We start from the raw sequence: 19,351 nt of genomic DNA, 5'->3' as shown, positions 1-19,351 counted from the left end.
CCGGGCCTCCGCGCACTGGACCGCACAACCTTCCGGGTGGCCCGCGGGTCTCCCGCGGTGACCAAGTCGCCGTACACCAGGGGGTTTTCCGTTGTTCCGCCTGCGTTCGCACGCCCGTTGGGCGCTGCCGCTGTCCCTGGGCCTGACCGCCCTCACCCTCACCGTCCCGGCCGCGTCCGCCACCTCCTTCGAGGCCGCACCGGTCCGTGACGACTTCAACGGCGACGGATACGCCGACCTGGCCGTCGGGGCCCCGAACGCCACCGTCGGCGGTCAGGCCGGGGCGGGCTACGTCACCGTGATGTACGGCGGCCCGCACGGCCTGTCGACCGGTCACCGCACGATCCTCAGCCGGGCCACCGCGGGAGTCCCCGGCGACCCCGTCAAGGGGCAGCGCTTCGGACTGCAGATCTCCGAGGGCGACCTGGACGGCGACGGCTACACGGACCTCGTCGTCGGCAGCAGTTCGCTGCGGGACGGCGGGGCCGTCGTCTGGGGCGGGCCGCGCGGGCTGTCCGGCGGCAGGCGGATCCCGGCCACCGGCACCCAGACCGGTGACTTCGACGGCGACGGGCACCTCGACCTGGCCGTGTTCAGCGCCGGTTCCGGCGGTGGCGACGACCCGGCCGGCACCACCGCCACGATCTGGAAGGGCCCGCTCAAGCGCACCGGCAACCCGGCCGCGCGGATCCCGCTCGACCCCGACCACCTCAGGTACATCGACATCCGCGACGGCGACACCGGCGACATCAACGGCGACGGCCGTACCGACCTGGTGCTGACCGCCTACTGCGGCGACGGCAACAAGTGCAGCACCCTCTACCTCAGCGGCCCCGCCGGCCTCACCCGTGTCACCGACCACCACCCGGGCGGCGACGGCGCGGCCGCGATCGGCGACCTCGACGACGACGGGTACGACGACCTCGTCACCGGGTTCCAGGACGACAACGCGGTCTGGGTGATGTACGGCAGCGCCGCCGGGCTGGGCGGCCGGGACACGTGGAAGCAGTTCACGCAGGACACGCCCGGTGTCCCCGGCAGCCGGGAGGGGACCGACAAGTTCGGCCAGTCGGTCGCGGTCGGTGACATCACCGGCGACGGTGTCGACGACCTCGCGGTCGGCGCGCCCGACGAGAACGGCGAGGGAGTGGTGGACGTGCTGCGCGGCAGCCGCTCCGGGCCGACCGGCGCCGGCGCCCAGGCCTTCGGCCAGAACACCAAGGGCGTCCCGGGCACCGCCGAGCAGTACGACTCCTTCGGGTACGTGGTCCGGCTGCTCGACATCAACGGCAACGGTCACGCCGACCTGGCCGCGGCCGCCCCCGGCGAGGACGGCGGCAACGGTGCGGTGTGGGTGCTGCGCGGACGCCCCTCGGGCCTGACCACGGACGCGGCCCTGGTCTTCGGCGGCAAGGCGGTGAAGGCGCCGTACACGAAGGCGGCGTTCGGCTTCGAGCTGAGGTAGGGCGGGCCGCGGGGGCGGCAGACGTGCGCATCGACGAGTCCCCGGCCCCGCCGCCGGGCCCGGCGAGGACCCGATGCGGCCCCGGCCCGTCCGCCGTCGGCGGCTACGCGCTGATGGGGTGCGAGGACCGGGCCGAGGCGCTGGAGCGGACCCGGCGGTCCCTGAGGATGCACGGCCCGGAGTGGCAGTTCGCCTGCGGGCTGCGGGAGACCGCCGAGGGCCGAGCCCGTGCGGCCGCCCGCCCCGCCGCCCGGTGGCCCCCTGGCCGGTGGTCGAGCTGAACCGGGGCGGTGGCCGTGTCGACGGCCGACGGACCCCGGCAGCAGGGCCTGAAGCCGGTGGCCCCGCCGGTCGTCGTGCCCCCGGCGCGACCGCCGCCCGCCGGCCGGCGTCCGTGCGGGCCTGCCCGCCCGGCCCGCCCGGCCGGGCCGCACCGCCGAGGTCCGAGAGGCGTTCGCCGTGCGGCCGGTCCGACCCGCCACGAAAGGGAACGGGCTCTGTTCTCAGCCGGTCCGGGGCGCGCCGGCAACTTCCCGGGCCGGGGCCCCGACCAGCATCGTCGGCGCCCCCGCCACCCGGGTGAGGAACACGGTGGCCGCGTTCGGCCCCTGCGGTTTCACCTTCCGGCGCAGTTCCTCCGGCTCGACCGCCGAGCCGCGCTTCTTCACGGTCAGCGTGCCGACCGCGCGCTCGCGCAGCAGCGCCTTCAGCTTCTTGACGTTGAACGGGAGCCGGTCGGTGATCTCGTAGGCGGACGCGTACGGCGTGGGCCGCAGCTCGTCCGCGGTGACATAGGCGATGGTCGGGTCCACGAGGCCGCCGCCGATCTCCTCGGCCACCTCCGCGACCAGGTGGGCGCGGATCACGGCACCGTCCGGCTCGTACAGGTACCGCCCCACCGGCCGCACCAGGGGATCGGGCAGGCCCCGGCCGGCCAGCGTGCGCGGGCCCGGCAGCAGCGTGGCCCGCACGGCACCCGGCGTCCCCGTCCCGAACCACAGCACCGCCTCCTTCACGTCGCCGCCGTCGGAGACCCACTCGGCCTCGGCGGCGCCGGGCACCGCCTCGTGCGGAATGCCCGGGGCGATCTTCAGCGCGGCGAGCGGCGCCCCGGCGGCGGTCCGGACCGCCCAGGACAGCGGCGGCGAGTACGCCTCCGGGTCGAAGATCCGGCCGCGTCCGCCCCGCCGGGCCGGGTCCACGAACACCGCGTCGTACCCGGTGACGTCGACCTCCGTGACGTCCGCCTCCCGCACCTCGATCAGCCCGGCGAGGCCCAGCGCCTCGGCGTTCGCGCGGGCGGCCGCCGCGGTCAGCGGGTCCCGGTCCACGGCCAGCACGCGGATCCCGGCCCGCGCGAGCGCGATCGCGTCGCCGCCGATCCCGCAGCACAGGTCGGCCACGGACGTGACGCCGAGGTCCCGGAACCGCTGCGCCCGGTAGGCGGCCACAGGGGTCCGCGTCGACTGCTCGACCCCGTTCGGCGTGAAGAACATCCGCCCGGCGTCCTCGTGACCGAACTTGGCCGCCGCCCGCTGCCGCAGCCGGGCCTGGCCGAGCGCGGCCGACACCAGCTCGGCGGGGTGGTCGCGGCGCAGCCGGGTGGCGACGGCGAGTTCGTCCGCCGGGGCGGTGTCGCGGACCTCGTCGAGGAGGGCGCGGCCTTCGGGGGTGAGGAGCAGAGCGAGGTCGTTCACCGGGTCATTGTGGGCCAGTCGGTGGATGGTGCGCGTCCGGTGGCGGTGTCGGCCCGGGGCGGGGGCCGGGGCCTGGGAGGATCCGACACCATGCGAGTAGTAGTACAAAATGACAAAAGTCAGGCATCGGGCGTGCCGGTGGCCGTCCGCTGCGGAGCTCTCGCGCTGGCCGCCGCCGCCCTCCTCACCGGCTGCGCCGGCGGCACCGAACCGGCCGCCGGACAGGGCGGCCCCGCCCGCGCCCCGGACCCGCGCACCCGCCAGGCCGCCGAACACGCACGCCAGGCCGCCGAACACGCCCGGCTGGCCGCCGCCGCCCACCGCTGGGGCCTGGACCGCACCCCGCTCACCCCCCCGGCCCCGCCCGCGAGGAAGCCCGAGATCACCGCCCGGGACGGCTTCGAGGTGGACGGGCAGGAGGAGGAGCGGCTCCCACCGGTCTTCACGACCATCCCCACCCGGCAGAAGGTCGTCTTCCTCACCATCGACGACGGCGCGGAGAAGGACCCCGCGTTCCTGCGCATGATGAGCGAGCTGAAGATCCCGTACACGGCCTTCCTCAGCGACTACCTCGTCAAGGAGGACTACGGCTACTTCCGCAGGATGCAGGCAGAGGGCGTCACCCTCAACAACCACACCCTGACCCACCCCTACCTGCCCGGACTGTCCTACGAGGAGCAGAGGCACGAGATCTGCGGCATGCAGGACATCATGAAGAAGCAGTTCGGCAAGGCGCCCACCGTCTTCCGCCCGCCGTACGGCAACTACAACGGTGACACCCTGCGCGCCGCCAGGTCCTGCGGGATCAAATACGCGCCCATCTGGGACGAAGAGGTCTTCGTGGACCACTGGGAGTACCGCGAGTGGGACCGCAGCCTGCACCCCGGCGACATCGTCCTCACCCATTTCCGCGGCCGCGACGACTGGAACGGCACGATGGTGGACGACATGCGCAGCTTCCTGGACAAGGTCACGCGCGAGGGCTACGCCGTGGCCCGCCTGGAGGACTACCTGTGAGGCCGCGGGGCCCGGCCGCGGTCCTCGCCGCGGCCCTGCTCCTGACGGGCTGCGCCCCGTCCGTCGACCCCATCGAGCGGCTCGGCAAGAAGGCCGCCGAAGGCGTGCGCCCGCACGGCCCGGCCCCCGACCGCGGCTACCGCCACTGGGGGCTGACCGAACCGCTCGCGCGTGCCCCGCTGCACCCCGCCCGGCCGCTCTCCGTGCGCCCGGGGGCACACACCCTGCCCCCGGTGGCCGACCACGTCCCCACCCGCGACCGGGTCGTCTTCCTCACCTACGACGACGGCGCCGAACGGGACCCCCGTTTCGTCGACATGGTCCGCGAACTGCGGCTCCCGGTCAGCATGTTCCTCACCGACAGCGTCGCCGGCCCCGGCTACGGACACTTCGCCCGCCTGCGCGCACTCGGCGCCGGCATCGAGAACCACACCCTCGACCACCGGGCGCCGGCCGGCACGCCGTACGCCTCCCAGCGCGCCGAGATCTGCGGCCAGCAGCACCGGCTCCGCGCCCGCCTCGGCGTCCGCCCGCGCCTCTTCCGCCCGCCGTACGGCTCGTACGACACCACCACCCTGCGCGCGGCGGCGGACTGCGGCATCACGGCGGTCGCCCTGTGGCGCGCCGCCCTGACCCCGGCCGGCCTCGTCTACAGCCACGGCCCGCACCGGCTGCGCCCCGGCGACATCGTCCTCGTGGGCCCGGACGAGTCGACGGGCCCGTCCCTGCGCGAACGCACGGCGCGGGTGCTGCGCAAGGTGCAGGAACGCGGGCTGACCGTCGGACGCCTCGAGGACTATCTGTAGGAGCGGCACCGGCCGCCGGTACGTCGGCGGGGCGCTCCGCCACCCCCCGAATCGGGACGACGCGCCGCGCGCATTGGCACTCCGCTTGACCGAGTGCTAATCGCGGTCATAGTCTCGGCCCTGGCACTCGGCAGTCGAGAGTGCCAACACAGCGACGGGCAGATCCGGCACCCGCGACGACGGATCGACCTGGTCGCCACCTCAGACAGTCAACCCCGTGAGATCTCCGAAGGGGGAGGTCGGATCGTGACGACCACCAGTTCCAAGGTTGCCATCAAGCCGCTCGAGGACCGCATCGTGGTCCAGCCGCTGGACGCCGAGCAGACCACGGCCTCTGGCCTGGTCATCCCGGACACCGCGAAGGAGAAGCCCCAGGAGGGCGCCGTCCTCGCCGTGGGCCCGGGCCGGTTCGAGAACGGCGAGCGTCTGCCGCTCGACGTCAAGGTCGGTGACGTCGTCCTCTACAGCAAGTACGGCGGCACCGAGGTGAAGTACAACGGCGACGAGTACCTCGTCCTCTCGGCTCGCGACGTCCTCGCGATCATCGAGAAGTAGTCACCTCAAGCACTTCGCTGCTCTGAGCTGCGCCCCTGGCCCCCGCGAATCGACAAGAAGCCGGGCGCCCGGGGCGCAGTCTCTTTTCACCCACTGATTTCGGAGAGGGCTCCCGCTGTCATGGCGAAGATCCTGAAGTTCGACGAGGACGCCCGTCGCGCCCTTGAGCGCGGCGTCAACAAGCTTGCCGACACGGTGAAGGTGACGATCGGCCCCCGCGGCCGCAACGTCGTCATCGACAAGAAGTTCGGCGCCCCCACCATCACCAACGACGGTGTCACGATCGCCCGCGAGGTCGAGCTCGAGGACCCGTACGAGAACCTCGGCGCCCAGCTGGTGAAGGAGGTGGCGACCAAGACCAACGACATCGCTGGTGACGGCACCACCACCGCCACCGTGCTCGCCCAGGCGCTGGTGCGCGAGGGCCTGAAGAACGTCGCCGCCGGTGCCTCCCCGGGCGCCCTGAAGAAGGGCATCGACGCCGCGGTCAAGGCCGTCTCCGACGAGCTGCTGGCCACGGCGCGCCCCATCGACGAGAAGTCCGACATCGCCGCCGTGGCCGGGCTGTCCGCCCAGGACCAGCAGGTCGGCGAGCTGATCGCCGAGGCGATGGACAAGGTCGGCAAGGACGGTGTCATCACCGTCGAGGAGTCCAACACCTTCGGTCTGGAGCTGGACTTCACCGAGGGCATGGCCTTCGACAAGGGCTACCTGTCCCCGTACTTCGTGACGGACCAGGAGCGCATGGAGGCCGTCCTGGAGGACCCGTACGTCCTCATCCACCAGGGCAAGATCGCCGCCATCGCGGACCTGCTTCCGCTGCTGGAGAAGGTCATCCAGGCCGGTGCCTCCAAGCCGCTGCTGATCATCGCCGAGGACGTCGAGGGCGAGGCCCTGTCGACCCTGGTCGTCAACAAGATCCGCGGCACCTTCAACGCCGTCGCGGTGAAGGCCCCCGGCTTCGGTGACCGCCGCAAGGCCATGCTCCAGGACATCGCCACCCTCACCGGCGGCACCGTCATCTCCGAGGAGGTCGGCCTCAAGCTCGACCAGGTCGGCATCGACGTGCTGGGCTCGGCCCGCCGCATCACCGTCACCAAGGACGACACCACGATCGTCGACGGCGCCGGCAAGACCGAGGACGTCCACGGCCGCGTCGCGCAGATCAAGGCGGAGATCGAGAACACCGACTCCGACTGGGACCGCGAGAAGCTCCAGGAGCGCCTCGCGAAGCTGGCCGGCGGCGTGTGCGTGATCAAGGTCGGCGCCGCCACCGAGGTGGAGCTGAAGGAGAAGAAGCACCGCCTGGAGGACGCCATCTCCGCGACCCGCGCCGCGGTCGAGGAGGGCATCGTCTCCGGTGGCGGTTCCGCCCTGGTGCACGCCTCCAAGGTCCTGGCCGGCAACCTGGACAAGACCGGCGACGAGGCCACCGGTGTCGCCGTGGTCCGCAAGGCCGTGGTCGAGCCGCTGCGCTGGATCGGCGAGAACGCCGGCCAGGAGGGCTACGTCATCGTCTCCAAGGTCGCGGACCTGGAGCCCGGACAGGGCTACAACGCCGCCACCGGCGAGTACGGCGACCTGATCAAGGCCGGCGTCATCGACCCGGTCAAGGTCACCCGCTCCGCCCTGGAGAACGCCGCCTCCATCGCTTCCCTGCTGCTCACGACCGAGACCCTGGTCGTCGAGAAGAAGGAAGAGGAGCCGGAGGCCGCGGGCCACGGCCACGGTCACGCTCACTGAGCGAGCACGCGCCCGAGTGAAGGCCCGGTCCCGGCCAGGGACCGGGCCTTCGCCCTGTCCGCCGTGCGCCTCGCCGTCCCCCTTCCCCGGTCCGCCCGGCCCGGTGGCGTCCCCCCGTCCTCCCACTGGGCACCGGGACGGCGGCGTCATCCCTGCGCTACTGCGGCCCGTATTTGCGCCCGGTCTTCGAGCTGATCCCGCCCAGCAGCGCGCGCGGCGTCACCTTCACCAGGCCCATCAGCGCCTTGTACCGGGGGTCCGGTACGGAGACCGTCCTCCCGCGCGCCAGGTCGGCAAGGGCCGCCGTGACCAGCTTGTCGGCGTCCAGCCACATCCAGCCCGGGATGTTGTCCGTGCCCATGCCGGCCCGCTGGTGGAACTCGGTGCGCACGAAGCCCGGGCACAGCGCCATCAGCCGGACCCCGCTGCCGGCCAGGTCCTTCGCCGCGCCCTGGGTGAACTGCACGACCCACGCCTTGGACGCGCCGTACGTACCGCGCGGGACGAAGGCGGCCACGGAGGCGACGTTCACCACCCCGCCCCGGCCCCGCTCCCGCATCGCCCCGGCCGCCGCCGACGTCAGCCGGAGCACCGCCTCGCAGTGCACCTTGAGCATCTTCAGCTCGTCCGGCATGGGCACGTCCAGATAGCGGCCCTTGTTGCCGAAGCCGGCGTTGTTCACCAGCAGGTCGACCGGGTTCTTCCGGTCGCCGAGCCGGTCGGCGACCGCCTCGATGCCCTTGTCCTCGGACAGGTCGGCGGTCAGCACCTCCACCTCGATGCCGTGCCGGTCGTGCAGTTCGGTCGCCTGCTCGCGCAGCCGCCCGGTGTCCCGGGCCACCAGGACGAGGTCGTGCCCGTCAGCCGCGAGCCGCCGCGCGAACGCGGCACCGATTCCCGCGGTCGATCCCGTAATCAGAGCCGTTGTCATGGCCCAAGCGTAGTGACCCGGGCCGACGGGGTCCGATGCGGTGACGGCCCCTCAATCGGTTCGCGCCGCCAGGTACGCGCGGGCCGCCGCCAGCGTCTGCGGGTGCAGGGCGTCGCCCGCGACGAGCAGCCCCGGCAGCAGGTCCCGGTCGGTGGTGACCGCGCGGAACTGCAACGCCGCCGTCACCCCGTGGTCCGGCCGGTGCACGATCTCCACGGCGTCGCCCGCCTGGATCTCGCCCGGCTCGATCACCCGGAGGTAGGCACCCGATGCGCCCTTCCGTGTGAACCTCCTGACCCAGCCGCGCTCGCCCAGATGGCCCTGGAACGTACGGCAGGGAACACGGCCCGAGGTCACCTCCAGCACCACCGTGGGACCGATCCGCCAGCGCTCGCCGATCAGCGCCCCGGAGACGTCCAGGCCCTCCGTCGTCAGGTTCTCGCCGAAGCAGCCGTCGGCCAGCGGCCGGCCGAGTTCGCGCTCCCACGCGTCGAGGTCCTCACGGGCGAACGCGTACACCGCCTGGTCGTTCCCGCCGTGGTAGCGCCGTTCGCACACCGCGTCCCCGGCGAGTCCGCTCCCGCCGATCCCCTTGGGCCCGGGCGCCGCCACCCGCACCGGCCCGTCGGCCGGCCGCTTGTCGATACCGGTCAGCCCGTCCGGCTGACCCGTGTAGGGCACGCGCCGGGGGCGGCCCAGATTCACCGAGAGAACCTTCATTCCTCGCACGGTACGGGACCTGGCCCTCAAAGTGCCGAAGCGTGATCGGACGTCCCGCCCAAGGCCGTCTTATACTCCGGGAGTGATCGAGGCCCGTCATCTCCGCGTTCTGCGCGCCGTCGCCACCACCGGCTCCTTCTCCGCGGCGGGGCGCCAGCTGGGCTGCACCCAGCCGGCCGTCAGCCAGCAGATGAAGGCTCTGGAGGCTTCCGTCGGCACCCCGCTGCTGGTCCGCGCCGGCCGCGAGATGCGCCTCACCCAGGCGGGCGAGGCCCTCGTCCGGCACGCCTCCGGCATCCTCGCCGGGCTCACCGCGGCGGAGGAGGAGGTCGCCGCCATCGCCGGTCTGCGCGCCGGCCGGGTCCGGCTGGTCTCCTTCCCCAGCGGAAGCTCCACGCTGGTCCCGACCGCCCTGGCCGCCCTGCGCGCCGCCCATCCCGGCACCCGCGTCTCCCTGGAGGAGGCCGAACCCCCGAGGTCCGTGGAACTGTTGCGCGAGGGGGACTGCGACCTGGCCCTGGCCTTCCGTTACGAGGGCGCGCCGGTCGCCGAGGACTGGGACGATCTCGTCGTACGGCCCCTGCTGACTGACCGTCTGGTCGCCCTGGTGCCCGAACGGCACCGGCTGGCGCGCGCGGACGCCGTCGCCATCGGCGAGCTGGCCGCCGAGCCCTGGATCGCGGGCTGCCCGCGCTGCCGCGGCCAGCTGGTCGCGGTGTGCGAGAAGGCGGGTTTCACTCCGCGCATCGACTTCGCCACCGACGACTATCCGGCGGTGGTCGGCCTGGTCGGCGCGGATCTGGGGGTCGCCGTACTGCCGCAGCTGGCGGTGGAGTCGGTACGGCCGAGGGGTGCGCGGACGGTCCGGCTGGAACCGGCGGTACGGCGGGAGATCGTCGCCCTCACCCTGCCCGACCTGGCACGGGTGCCGGCCGTGGCGGCGACGCTGGAACAGCTGGCCCGCGCGGCGCGGACCGCAGGACGCGGCTAGCGCGGCGCGGACAGCCGGCCGGGGCCGGCGGGGCGCAGGCGGGCGGGCGCGTCCAGGCTTCCTCGCCCGTGTGCAGCAGCTGCCCGGCGGGTCACGGCCGCGCGCGCGTGCCCGCTGAGGAGTGGGTCGTGGATTCTTGCAGAAACGTTCCTTCAATGCTCAGGGGCGGTGTCACCGCTGGTGGTCGACGCCGACACCAGGCGGTGGCGGGCCCGCCCCATCAACTCTTCGCGCTCGTCCTCGGTCAGGCCGCCCCAGACGCCGTACGGCTCGCGCACCGCCAGTGCGTGCGCGGCGCACTGCGCACGGACCGGGCATCTCATGCAGACCTCCTTGGCCGAGTTCTCGCGAGCACTCCTAGCCGCCCCGCGCTCGCCCTCGGGGTGGAAGAAGAGCGAGCTGTCCACGCCGCGACAGGCAGCCAGCAGCTGCCAGTCCCACAGGTCCGCGTTCGGTCCGGGAAGGCGGGAGAAATCTGCCATTACGTGACCCCTTGTAGCCGTTCTGGGCGGAAACGGTGCCAACGACCGTACTTCTCCGATCTAAGGAGATGAAAATATGACTCATTGCGAATCTAGCCCCGGACACCACGAAACGGGAAGAAAAGCGGCTGAATGGGTCATACGTTGTGATGAAAAGTTGAGGGTCCGGCGGGCATGTCTGCACCGTGTCGACGCCCTCACATAGAGTGCCGAAGACGGCACGCGGCCCCGTAACTCTTTCGAGTGACCGTCGTTGAGAGTGCGGAGGCGGTTGAAGAAACAAGCGCTCGGGCAGGCGTCCGAGACGGTCGACCGCACAGGTGACGATTCCGTACCAGCCTGGAGGCTCAAGGTGACGCGCATCAGCTGCGGAGGGCGGTCATGACATCCGTCCTCGTCTGCGACGACTCCCCGCTTGCCCGAGAGGCGCTCCGCCGCGCGGTCGCGACCGTGCCCGGTGTCGAGCGCGTGACGACGGCGGCCAACGGCGAGGAAGTCCTCCGCCGCTGGGGCGCCGACCGCTCCGATCTCATCCTCATGGATGTGCGCATGCCCGGCCTGGGCGGCGTAGAGACCGTGCGCCGGCTGCTGTCCGCCGACCCGGGCGCGCGCATCATCATGCTCACGGTCGCCGAGGACCTCGACGGCGTGGCCCTGGCGGTCGCCGCGGGCGCGCGGGGCTACCTGCACAAGGACGCGTCCCGCGCGGAACTGCGGGCCACGGTCACCCAGGCCCTCGCCGACCCCACCTGGCGCCTGGCCCCGCGCCGACTGCGCTCGGCCGAGATGGGCGCCGCGCCCACGCTCACCGCGCGCGAGATCCAGGTGCTGGAGGGCATGAGCCACGGCCGCTCCAACGCCGAGATCGGCCGCGAGCTGTTCCTCTCCGAGGACACCGTGAAAACCCACGCCCGGCGCCTGTTCAAGAAGCTCGGTGCCTCCGACCGGGCCCACGCGGTGGCCCTCGGCTTCCGCTGGGGACTGGTCCGGTAGCGGCTGGGCGCCTCCGCGGGGCGTCTCCTGCCGGGCCCCGCCCGGCAGCGCCCCGCCTACCGTTCTCCCTCCCGATCTCCCTCGCCACCGGCCGGCCGACCCGACGGCGGACGGACCGCCCGGGGGAAGCGGAACGGGTGCCGCGCGAGTGCCGGGTCGGTGCCGTCAGGTCGCCGGAAGCGCGGTGGGGCACCGGAGGCCGCCCCCGGTCGCCGGGTGTCGCCTCGGGTCGCCGGGTGTCGCCTCGGGTCGCCGTGAGTTCCTTCGCGATGCCGCGGGGATGTGGATGTCGTGCGGCATCGGTGGACCCGGCGCACGCAGTCGTCCCCGGTTTCCGGAGGCCCGGTCCGCGCGGCCGCTCCGGGCTTCCGGCCCGCGCGGTCCGTACGGCGGAACCGCATCCCGGGCCGACCGGGGGCCGCTTCCCGGCCCCGCCCCGGGTCGGCACCCGGTGTGCGTGCCCGTATGGTTTCCGGGGGTAACGGCGCCCCGTGCGATCGCATCCGGCGTCCGCCCGAGTGACGGTGTCCGTGCTCGTACGGGATGCGCCGGCGGCAACCGCCTGCGGCGCGCGCTCCGGGGTCACACGCTCCGGGCGTACGCGCCCCGGAACACCAGCCCGCCCCATCTCCCGACAGGCGAGGTGCGAGGCGGCCCGCCGGACGCGCGCTGCTCGTTTCGGCGCGGATGCCGCATCCTTGAGGTGTGGAGTCTCTCGGGGACGAGTCGGTCGAGCGGAAGGGGAGGGCGCAGGGAATGAGTGCCGGCGCACCTGCTCATAACGCTTCGGTGCACAACCACGGACACGATGCGACGGACCGGACGGCCGCAAGGCACCATGGACCGATGCGCGACGACGAGGCGGGCACGGCCCACGGGCCGATCGGCGCGCTCGTGCACCGGGCCGTCGACGGCGACGCGCAGGCCACGCACGATCTGCTCGCCCATGTGCACCCGCTGGCGTTGCGCTACTGCCGCACCCGGCTGTCCCGGCTCCCCGGCGACGCACGCCACTTCGTGGAGGACCTCGCCCAGGAGGTCTGCGTGGCCGTGCTCCTCGCCCTGCCCCGCTATCGCGACACCGGCCGCCCCTTCGAGGCGTTCGTCTTCGCCATCGCCTCCCACAAGGTCGCCGACCTCCAGCGGGCGGCCATGCGCCATCCCGGGTCGACCGCGGTGCCGTCCGACGAGATGCCCGAGCGGCCCGACGACTCCCTCGGCCCCGAGGAGCGGGCCCTGCTCAGCAGCGACGCCGAGTGGGCCAAGAAACTGCTGGCCAACCTCCCCGAGAACCAGCGCGAACTGCTCCTGCTGCGCATCGCCGTGGGCTTGACCGCGGAGGAGACGGGGCAGATGTTGGGAATGTCACCCGGCGCGGTCCGCGTGGCCCAGCACCGGGCACTGAGCCGCCTGCGTGCGCTCGCCGAACAGTAATCCCCCCTGTGCGGGGCCTTGCTGGCCCGTCGCTGAACAGGCGCGCCGCGGTTTCCGTACGAACGTACGAAGCCTGAAGCGACCCGGCATCGTGGAATTTGCTGGCGACGCTTCCCGTTAGCATGGACATCCGCACCGAGCAAGGCCATTTGGGGAAGGTGTCATGACTGCCAACGTCGACGGAGTGCCCGGAAAATTCGCGACACTCGGGCTGACCTACGACGACGTGCTGCTGCTGCCGGGCCCGTCGGACATGGCACCCGACGAGATCGACACCGCCTCGTACGTCTCCAAGAACGTGCGGGTCAACATCCCGCTGCTGTCCGCCGCCATGGACAAGGTGACCGAGGCCCGCATGGCGATCGCGATGGCCCGCCAGGGCGGCGTCGGCGTCCTGCACCGCAACCTCTCCATCGAGGACCAGGCCAACCAGGTGGACCTGGTGAAGCGCTCCGAGTCCGGCATGGTCACCGACCCCATCACCATCCACCCGGAGGCCACCCTCGCCGAGGCGGACGCGCTGTGCGCGAAGTTCCGCATCAGCGGGGTGCCGGTGACCGACGGGGACAAGAAGCTCCTCGGCATCGTCACCAACCGCGACATGGCGTTCGAGAACGACCGCAGCCGCCGCGTGCACGAGGTCATGACCCCGATGCCGCTGGTCACCGGCAAGGTCGGCATCTCCGGCCCCGAGGCCATGGAGCTGCTGCGCAAGCACAAGATCGAGAAGCTGCCCCTGGTCGACGACGAGGGCGTCCTCAAGGGCCTGATCACGGTCAAGGACTTCGTCAAGGCGGAGAAGTACCCGCACGCCGCCAAGGACGCCGAGGGCCGCCTGCTCGTCGGCGCGGCGGTCGGTGTGGCCGGTGACGCCTACGAGCGCGCCCAGGCCCTGATCGAGGCGGGTGCCGACTTCATCGTCGTGGACACCGCGCACGGCCACTCCCGGCTGGTCGGCGACATGATCGCCAAGATCAAGTCGAACTCCTCCGGTGTCGACGTGATCGGCGGCAACGTCGCCACCCGCGACGGCGCCCAGGCCCTGGTCGACGCGGGCGCCGACGGCATCAAGGTCGGCGTCGGCCCCGGCTCCATCTGTACGACCCGTGTGGTCGCCGGCGTCGGCGTCCCGCAGGTCACCGCCATCTACGAGGCCGCGCTGGCCGCCAAGGACGCCGGTGTCCCGGTGATCGGCGACGGCGGCCTCCAGTACTCCGGCGACATCGCCAAGGCCCTGGTCGCCGGCGCCGACACGGTCATGCTCGGCTCGCTGCTCGCGGGCTGCGAGGAGTCCCCGGGCGAGCTGCTGTTCATCAACGGCAAGCAGTTCAAGTCGTACCGCGGCATGGGATCCCTCGGCGCCATGCAGACCCGTGGCGAGCGCAGGTCGTTCTCCAAGGACCGCTACTTCCAGGAGGGCGTCGCCTCCGACGAGCAGCTGATCCCCGAGGGCATCGAGGGCCAGGTGCCCTACCGCGGCCCGCTGTCCTCCGTCGTCCACCAGCTGGTCGGCGGCCTGCGCCAGTCGATGTTCTACGTCGGCGGCCGGACCGTGCCCGAGCTCCAGACGGGCGGCCGGTTCGTGCGGATCACCTCGGCGGGTCTGAAGGAGAGCCACCCGCACGACATCCAGATGACGGTCGAGGCGCCGAACTACAGCAGCAAGAGGTAGCTCTCAGGCAGCACGCACGCGCCTGCACGCGCGCGTGACGGCCGTCGACGGCGGCCCCGCACCACGCGGGGCCGCCGTTGCCGTGTCCGTCGGCGATACTGGAAGACGCTGAAACGCATCAGGGAAAGGCCCAAGACGTGACTGAGATCGAGATCGGGCGCGGCAAGCGCGGCCGCCGGGCGTATGCCTTCGACGACATCGCCGTCGTCCCCAGCCGCCGTACGCGGGACCCGAAGGAGGTCTCGATCGCCTGGCAGATCGACGCCTACCGCTTCGAGCTGCCCTTCCTGGCCGCCCCGATGGACTCCGTGGTCTCCCCGGCCACCGCGATCCGCATCGGTGAGCTGGGCGGCCTCGGCGTGCTGAACCTCGAGGGTCTGTGGACCCGGTACGAGGACCCGCAGCCGCTGCTGGACGAGATCGCCGAGCTGGACGCCGAGACGGCCACCCGCCGTCTCCAGGAGGTCTACTCCGCCCCCATCAAGGAGGAGCTGATCGGCGCCCGCATCAAGGAGATGCGCGACTCCGGTGTGGTCACCGCCGCCGCGCTCTCCCCGCAGCGCACCGCCCAGTTCTCCAAGGCGGTCGTGGACGCGGGCGTCGACATCTTCGTCATCCGCGGTACGACGGTGTCGGCGGAGCACGTGTCGTCCTCGCACGAGCCGCTGAACCTGAAGCAGTTCATCTACGAGCTGGACGTACCGGTCATCGTCGGCGGCTGCGCCACGTACACCGCCGCGTTGCACCTGATGCGCACCGGCGCGGCCGGCGTGCTGGTCGGCTTCGGCGGCGGCGCCGCGCACACCACGCGCAACGTGCTCGGCATCCAGGTCCCGATGGCCACCGCCGTCGCCGACGTGGCCGCGGCCCGCCGTGACTACATGGACGAGTCCGGCGGCCGGTACGTGCACGTGATCGCGGACGGCGGTGTCGGCTGGTCCGGCGACCTGCCCAAGGCGATCGCCTGCGGTGCCGACGCGGTGATGATGGGCTCCCCGCTGGCCCGGGGCACCGACGCGCCCGGCAAGGGCCACCACTGGGGCATGGAGGCCGTCAACGAGGAGCTGCCCCGCGGCAAGAAGGTCGACCTCGGCACGGTCGGCACGATCGAGGAGATCCTCACCGGCCCGTCCCGGATCCCCGACGGCTCGATGAACTTCTTCGGCGCCCTGCGCCGCGCCATGGCCACCACCGGCTACAGCGAGCTGAAGGAGTTCCAGCGGGTCGAGGTCACGGTGGCGGACTCCCAGCACCGCCGCTAGGCCCTCTCGTTCGGATCATGCCGGGCTCGCGGGCCCTGGCACCGCTCCCTGAGCCAGCCCCGTCCGAACGGAAGACCCTGGTTCCCACGACGCCCGAGGGGCCGGTCACCCGGACGGGTGGCCGGCCCCTCGCGCATGTCGGGCCCCTCGCGCGTGCCCCGGCCGGTGCGCGTGCCGGTTGCCGGGTGGCGGGCCGCCGCCGCGGGACACGCGCCCGTTCACAGCCGGTGTGCCGCCCCCGTGGGCGTGGCGCCCCGCGTGTCCAGCAGCAGCTGCGCCTTCACCGACAGCCCCTGGAGGTCGTAGGTGCGGTGCTGCTGGAGCAGGATCGTGAGGTCGGCGTCGGCGGCGGCCTCGTAGAAGGAGTCCACGCGCGGGACCGGGCGGTCCAGGACGCTCCACGCGGGCACGTACGGGTCGTGGTAGCTGACGGCCGCTCCCAGCTCCATCAGCCGTACGGCGATCTCCTGGGCCGGCGTGCCCTGCTGGTCGGCGAGGTCGGGCTTGTAGGTGACGCCGAGGAGCAGGACGCGGGCGCCGCGCGCGGACTTGCCGTGCTCGTTGAGGAGCGTGGCGGCGCGCCGGACGACGTACCGGGGCATCCGGTTGTTGACCTGCTGGGCCAGTTCGACCATGCGCAGGGTGCGGGTCGCGTGGCCGGTCAGGTCCTGGGGGACGCCGTGGCCGCCGACGCCCGGACCGGGCCGGAACGCCTGGAAGCCGAAGGGCTTGGTCTCCGCGCAGCGGATGACGTCCCACAGGTCCACGCCCAGCTCGTGGCAGAGGACGGCCATCTCGTTGACGAGCGCGATGTTGACGTGCCGGTAGTTGGTCTCCAGCAGCTGTACCGTCTCCGCCTCGCGCAGCCCGCGCGCGCGGACGACCTTGTCGGTGAGCCGGCCGTAGAACGCGGCGGCCGACTCGGTGCAGGCGGGGGTGAGGCCGCCGATGACCCTCGGCGTGCCGGCGGGGGTGTGGTCGCGGCTGCCGGGGTCGACCCGGCTGGGGGAGTAGGCGAGGTGGAAGTCGCGGCCGGCGCGCAGACCCGAGCCCTTCTCCAGCAGCGGGCGCAGGAACTCCTCCGTGGTGCCCGGCAGCACGGGTGACTCCAGGATGACCGTGGTGTGCGGGCGGAGCTGCTCGGCCAGGGTGCGGGCCGCCGCCTCGACCTGGCCGAGGTCGAGTCCGCCGTCGGCGCCGCGCGGGGTGGGCGCGCAGATCACCGCGGTGCGCACCCGGCCGAGCTGGGCCGGGTCGGTGCCGGGCCGGAAGCCCGACGCGTGCATCCGGCGCAGCTCGGCCGGGCTGAGCGAGCCGGCCTCGGGGCCGGTGGCGTATCCGATGGTGGCGATGCCGGCGGCGACGGCGGCCTGGGCGAGCGGCAAGCCGTAGGGACCGAGTCCGATGACGGCGAGGTCTGCGGGCATGGCGTGGGCCGTCCTTCCCAGTAGCCGAAGCGGAACAGGTACGCAACCGCTGTGGACAAGACGAGCGAGTGCACTGTCAGACTAGGTACACATATGACCGTTATGTGTGATTGTGTTCGTGTGTCTTCCAGGGGTTCTGCGGGAGTTGTCCACAGGGTGTCAGCACCTGGTGGCCGAAGTCGGACGACGCGGTCAGAATTTGGGCATGAGAAGGGGATGAACCGGGCTTCGCCCACCGGGTGCGGCCGACGTGAGCACGTCTTGCGACATCGGGAGGCAGCGGTGAGGACAGCGACTCTGGGGCCGGCGCAGCGCGCCGAGGCACTGGCGGCGATGGCGGAGCGCGAGCTGGACGTCCTGGTGATCGGCGGCGGAGTGGTCGGTGCCGGCACCGCACTGGACGCCGTCACCCGTGGCCTGACCACCGGCCTGGTCGAGGCCCGCGACTGGGCGTCCGGCACGTCGAGCCGGTCCAGCAAGCTGATCCACGGCGGCCTGCGCTATCTGGAGATGCTCGACTTCGCGCTCGTCCGCGAGGCCCTCAAGGAGCGCGGCCTGCTCCTGGAGCGGCTCGCCCCGCACCTGGTCAAGCCGGTGCCGTTCCTCTACCCGCTCCAGCACAAGGGCTGGGAGCGGCTGTACGCCGGCTCGGGCGTCGCGCTCTACGACGCGATGTCCATGGCCCGCGGCCACGGCCGGGGCCTGCCGGTGCACCGCCACCTGACCCGCCGTCACGCCCTGCGTGTCGCCCCCTGCCTGCGCAAGGACGCCCTCGTCGGCGCCCTTCAGTACTACGACGCCCAGGTCGACGACGCCCGCTTCGTGACCACCCTGGTGCGCACGGCGGCGTCGTACGGCGCGAAGGTGGCCAACCGCGCGCGCGTGACCGGGTTCCTGCGCGAGGGCGAGCGTGTCGTCGGCGCCCGGGTGCGGGACGTGGAGGCCGGCGGGGAGTACGAGATCCGGGCCCGGCAGGTCGTCAACGCAACCGGCGTGTGGACCGACGACACCCAGGGCATGGTGGGGGAGCGCGGCCAGTTCCACGTCCGCGCCTCCAAGGGCATCCACCTGGTCGTCCCCAAGGACCGCATCCACTCCACCACCGGCCTGATCCTGCGCACCGAGAAGTCGGTCCTGTTCGTCATCCCCTGGGGCCGGCACTGGATCGTCGGCACCACCGACACCGGCTGGGACCTCGACAAGGCACATCCGGCCGCGTCCAGCGCCGACATCGACTACCTGCTGGAACACGTCAACTCGGTGCTTGCCGTGCCGCTTTCCCGCGACGACGTGCAGGGCGTGTACGCCGGGCTGCGCCCGCTGCTGGCCGGCGAGTCCGACGCCACCAGCAAGCTCTCCCGTGAGCACACGGTCGCCCACCCGGCGCCGGGGCTCGTGGTCGTGGCGGGCGGCAAGTACACGACGTACCGGGTGATGGCGAAGGACGCCGTGGACGAGGCCGTGCACGGTCTCGACGCGCGTGTCGCCGACTGCGTGACGGAGGAGACCCCGCTGCTGGGCGCGGAGGGCTACCAGGCGCTGTGGAACGCGCGGGCGCGGATCGCTGCCCGCACCGGACTCCACGTGGTCCGCGTGGAACACCTGCTGAATCGTTACGGCTCGATGGCCGAGGAGGTCCTGGACCTCGTCACGGCCGACCCCGCGCTCGGTGAGCCGCTGCGGGCCGCCGACGACTACCTGCGCGCCGAGGTGGTGTACGCCGCCTCGCACGAGGGCGCCCGTCACCTGGACGACGTCCTCACCCGCCGCACCCGCATCTCCATCGAGACGTTCGACCGGGGCACGCGCAGCGCCCGGGAGGCGGCCGAGCTGATGGCGCCGGTCCTAGGCTGGGACCAGGACCGGATCGAGCGCGAGGTCGAGCACTACGAGAAGCGCGTGGAGGCCGAGCGGGAGTCCCAGCTCCAGCCGGACGACCAGACGGCGGACGCGGCCCGGCTGGGAGCGCCGGACATCGTGCCGCTCACCTGAACACCGCTGGCGCCCCCGGCCGGGAAGCTTTCACTCGAACGAGTGTCGCGCATCGGGATCCTCGTTCGGAACCGGCTCGTTCTACCGGATGCCAGGGCAGAACCTGGCCGCGGGCAGAGCCGGACGGAAGCGCTCCGGGCCGACCGGGACGGTCACCGGCTCAC

General features: G+C 72.5%; 17 protein-coding genes. 12 read left to right on the top strand and 5 right to left on the bottom strand.

The genetic code is table 11. The annotated features are described in order from the left end of the window. Window positions 1-91: 91 nt before the first annotated feature. Window positions 92-1,465 carry an FG-GAP-like repeat-containing protein gene (locus tag ACF1BE_RS24365; protein ID WP_392201134.1) on the top strand — a complete coding sequence of 458 codons (1,374 nt, stop codon included), beginning with the start codon at window positions 92-94 and terminating at the stop codon, window positions 1,463-1,465. A 23-nt stretch (window positions 1,466-1,488) separates the two neighbouring features. Next, the gene (locus tag ACF1BE_RS24360) at window positions 1,489-1,746 is read left to right on the top strand and encodes a hypothetical protein (RefSeq protein ID WP_392201133.1); all 258 of its coding nucleotides are present in this window, start codon (window positions 1,489-1,491) and stop codon (window positions 1,744-1,746) included. A 222-nt stretch (window positions 1,747-1,968) separates the two neighbouring features. Here the strand turns inward: ACF1BE_RS24360 and ACF1BE_RS24355 are convergent, their stop codons facing one another. Beyond that, window positions 1,969-3,162 carry a methyltransferase domain-containing protein gene (locus tag ACF1BE_RS24355; RefSeq protein WP_392201132.1) on the bottom strand — a complete coding sequence of 398 codons (1,194 nt, stop codon included), beginning with the start codon at window positions 3,160-3,162 and terminating at the stop codon, window positions 1,969-1,971. A gap of 90 nt (window positions 3,163-3,252) precedes the next feature. On the opposite strand from ACF1BE_RS24355, the gene ACF1BE_RS24350 reads away from it, so the two are divergent. The 4 genes from ACF1BE_RS24350 to groL all read left to right on the top strand — a co-directional run bounded on the left by ACF1BE_RS24350 (window position 3,253) and on the right by groL (window position 7,283). Next, the gene (locus ACF1BE_RS24350) at window positions 3,253-4,179 is read left to right on the top strand and encodes a polysaccharide deacetylase family protein (protein ID WP_392201131.1); all 927 of its coding nucleotides are present in this window, start codon (window positions 3,253-3,255) and stop codon (window positions 4,177-4,179) included. Then, on the top strand, window positions 4,176-4,985 hold the full coding sequence (locus ACF1BE_RS24345) for a polysaccharide deacetylase family protein (protein WP_392201130.1): 810 nt from the start codon (window positions 4,176-4,178) through the stop codon (window positions 4,983-4,985). Before ACF1BE_RS24350 ends, ACF1BE_RS24345 begins: the two co-directional genes overlap by 4 nt. A gap of 246 nt (window positions 4,986-5,231) precedes the next feature. Then, complete coding sequence (gene groES / locus ACF1BE_RS24340; RefSeq protein ID WP_066995800.1) at window positions 5,232-5,540, top strand: co-chaperone GroES; 309 nt, start codon at window positions 5,232-5,234, stop codon at window positions 5,538-5,540. 120 nt (window positions 5,541-5,660) lie between these two features. Beyond that, complete coding sequence (gene groL / locus ACF1BE_RS24335; protein WP_392201129.1) at window positions 5,661-7,283, top strand: chaperonin GroEL; 1,623 nt, start codon at window positions 5,661-5,663, stop codon at window positions 7,281-7,283. 157 nt (window positions 7,284-7,440) lie between these two features. Here the strand turns inward: groL and ACF1BE_RS24330 are convergent, their stop codons facing one another. Next, the gene (locus ACF1BE_RS24330; RefSeq protein ID WP_392201128.1) at window positions 7,441-8,214 is read right to left on the bottom strand and encodes an SDR family NAD(P)-dependent oxidoreductase; all 774 of its coding nucleotides are present in this window, start codon (window positions 8,212-8,214) and stop codon (window positions 7,441-7,443) included. Window positions 8,215-8,265: 51 nt separating this feature from the next. Beyond that, entirely contained in the window at window positions 8,266-8,934 is a 669-nt protein-coding gene (locus ACF1BE_RS24325; RefSeq protein ID WP_392201127.1) for an MOSC domain-containing protein, read from the bottom strand. Between the two features lie 82 nt (window positions 8,935-9,016). Between ACF1BE_RS24325 and ACF1BE_RS24320 the strand changes: the two genes are divergently transcribed. Next, on the top strand, window positions 9,017-9,925 hold the full coding sequence (locus tag ACF1BE_RS24320) for a LysR family transcriptional regulator (RefSeq protein ID WP_392201126.1): 909 nt from the start codon (window positions 9,017-9,019) through the stop codon (window positions 9,923-9,925). 152 nt (window positions 9,926-10,077) lie between these two features. On the opposite strand, the gene ACF1BE_RS24315 is transcribed toward ACF1BE_RS24320, so the two are convergent. Then, window positions 10,078-10,407: a WhiB family transcriptional regulator gene (locus ACF1BE_RS24315; protein ID WP_392201125.1), complete on the bottom strand. Its 330-nt coding sequence runs from the start codon at window positions 10,405-10,407 to the stop codon at window positions 10,078-10,080. Between the two features lie 381 nt (window positions 10,408-10,788). Here ACF1BE_RS24315 and ACF1BE_RS24310 point away from each other — a divergent pair, with 381 nt between their 5' ends. The 4 genes from ACF1BE_RS24310 (at window position 10,789) to ACF1BE_RS24295 (ending at window position 15,768) form a co-directional block, all read left to right on the top strand. Next, on the top strand, window positions 10,789-11,400 hold the full coding sequence (locus tag ACF1BE_RS24310) for a response regulator transcription factor (RefSeq protein WP_003948568.1): 612 nt from the start codon (window positions 10,789-10,791) through the stop codon (window positions 11,398-11,400). An 846-nt stretch (window positions 11,401-12,246) separates the two neighbouring features. After that, window positions 12,247-12,834 (top strand): sigma-70 family RNA polymerase sigma factor, encoded by a 588-nt coding sequence (locus tag ACF1BE_RS24305; RefSeq protein WP_392201124.1) that lies wholly within the window; start codon window positions 12,247-12,249, stop codon window positions 12,832-12,834. Window positions 12,835-12,997: 163 nt separating this feature from the next. Beyond that, the gene (gene guaB / locus ACF1BE_RS24300) at window positions 12,998-14,506 is read left to right on the top strand and encodes an IMP dehydrogenase (RefSeq protein WP_392201123.1); all 1,509 of its coding nucleotides are present in this window, start codon (window positions 12,998-13,000) and stop codon (window positions 14,504-14,506) included. 137 nt (window positions 14,507-14,643) lie between these two features. Beyond that, window positions 14,644-15,768 (top strand): GuaB3 family IMP dehydrogenase-related protein, encoded by a 1,125-nt coding sequence (locus ACF1BE_RS24295; protein ID WP_392201122.1) that lies wholly within the window; start codon window positions 14,644-14,646, stop codon window positions 15,766-15,768. A gap of 218 nt (window positions 15,769-15,986) precedes the next feature. On the opposite strand, the gene ACF1BE_RS24290 is transcribed toward ACF1BE_RS24295, so the two are convergent. Then, entirely contained in the window at window positions 15,987-17,195 is a 1,209-nt protein-coding gene (locus ACF1BE_RS24290; protein ID WP_392201121.1) for a nucleotide sugar dehydrogenase, read from the bottom strand. A 282-nt stretch (window positions 17,196-17,477) separates the two neighbouring features. Here ACF1BE_RS24290 and ACF1BE_RS24285 point away from each other — a divergent pair, with 282 nt between their 5' ends. Then, on the top strand, window positions 17,478-19,187 hold the full coding sequence (locus ACF1BE_RS24285) for a glycerol-3-phosphate dehydrogenase/oxidase (RefSeq protein WP_392201120.1): 1,710 nt from the start codon (window positions 17,478-17,480) through the stop codon (window positions 19,185-19,187). The last annotated feature ends 164 nt before the right edge of the window (window positions 19,188-19,351 follow it).

Source organism: Streptomyces sp. NPDC014991 (genome assembly GCF_043080665.1).
Taxonomy (GTDB): Bacteria; Actinomycetota; Actinomycetes; order Streptomycetales; family Streptomycetaceae; genus Streptomyces.
The sequence above is the reverse complement of the archived record's forward strand: the minus strand, read 5'-3'. Positions and strand labels throughout refer to the sequence as shown.

Coding starts and splice junctions, on each gene's coding strand:
- ACF1BE_RS24350 (WP_392201131.1), top strand. CDS start 3,253: ATGCGAGTAGTAGTACAAAATGACAAAAGTCAGGCATCGGGCGTGCCG.
- groL (WP_392201129.1), top strand. CDS start 5,661: ATGGCGAAGATCCTGAAGTTCGACGAGGACGCCCGTCGCGCCCTTGAG.
- ACF1BE_RS24330 (WP_392201128.1), bottom strand. CDS start 8,214: ATGACAACGGCTCTGATTACGGGATCGACCGCGGGAATCGGTGCCGCG.
- ACF1BE_RS24325 (WP_392201127.1), bottom strand. CDS start 8,934: ATGAAGGTTCTCTCGGTGAATCTGGGCCGCCCCCGGCGCGTGCCCTAC.
- ACF1BE_RS24315 (WP_392201125.1), bottom strand. CDS start 10,407: ATGGCAGATTTCTCCCGCCTTCCCGGACCGAACGCGGACCTGTGGGAC.
- ACF1BE_RS24310 (WP_003948568.1), top strand. CDS start 10,789: ATGACATCCGTCCTCGTCTGCGACGACTCCCCGCTTGCCCGAGAGGCG.
- ACF1BE_RS24305 (WP_392201124.1), top strand. CDS start 12,247: ATGCGCGACGACGAGGCGGGCACGGCCCACGGGCCGATCGGCGCGCTC.
- guaB (WP_392201123.1), top strand. CDS start 12,998: ATGACTGCCAACGTCGACGGAGTGCCCGGAAAATTCGCGACACTCGGG.
- ACF1BE_RS24290 (WP_392201121.1), bottom strand. CDS start 17,195: ATGCCCGCAGACCTCGCCGTCATCGGACTCGGTCCCTACGGCTTGCCG.